General features: G+C 38.8%; 1 pseudogene. It reads right to left on the bottom strand.

Annotated elements, in window-relative coordinates:
- Positions 1–879, bottom strand: a pseudogene (locus E1176_RS00605) (hypothetical protein); the annotation flags it as partial.
- Positions 880–905: the final 26 nt, after the last annotated feature.

Raw genomic sequence — 905 nt, 5'->3', positions numbered from 1 at the left:
GTGCTTATTTTCTTTAAGAAAGGTTTCTAAATCGGATAGCTTTTGTAGTGGATAATCTTCTTCGAATACATAGTCTGGGCCTTCAACTGTTAGATTCACCAATACTTCTTCGGCATGGATAGTACCTTTGACATCGAGTTTGTGAGAGGGGGTGGTAGTGCCTATGCCTAAATTGCCACCATTTATAAATGATTTTCCTGAGCTTTCGAGACGTATTTTGAGGTCATGTTGGTTTTCAGAGGGTGATGAATACATTTCAAAAGAAGACCTTAATTCGCCTGTAGAAGATCCTCCTGGTTTAAGCTCAATTCTATTATGCGTATGTCTACCTGGTTGAGAGCCCATGATTAAACTATGACCTTTCCAGTTTAATCTTGTTATCGTCCATCCAGACTCGTATGCCTCATCGCCATGTAAATACAACCCACCACGCACGTGTAGCTTTGCCAACGGGTTAGATACTCCAATACCTATGTTCCCGTCATATTTAATAGTCATTTTAGTAGTTGGCAACGCATCATCTAAAGAACCTTTGGTTTTAAATATTAGGTCACCTCTTCCATAGGTAAGTATATTTCCGGTAGTAATTTCTGCTGTTCTTCGGGTATTTACATTCTTAGACCCATCCCATACTATAGAGGCCTGAGCTGTCCAACCGTTACTACCTTGATTTACGAGAATAATATTACCGGGCTCACTAATACCATCGCCAATTTTGAAATCACCACCTGCTAAATGAAATTTAGCACGAGGGTCAGTAGTGCCTATACCTACCTTACTTTGAGTGGAATTTGCAAAATTTAACGAACCATTATGATAAATAAGGTCGTTGTTATTATCACCTCCTATCCACTGTTGTGAATACCCGTTAGAACACAATAATACTATTATTGAAAACGTAAAAA

Source organism: Fulvivirga aurantia, from assembly GCF_009711475.1.
Classification (GTDB): domain Bacteria; phylum Bacteroidota; class Bacteroidia; order Cytophagales; family Cyclobacteriaceae; genus Fulvivirga; species Fulvivirga aurantia.
This window is presented reverse-complemented; position numbering and strand designations above follow the sequence as displayed.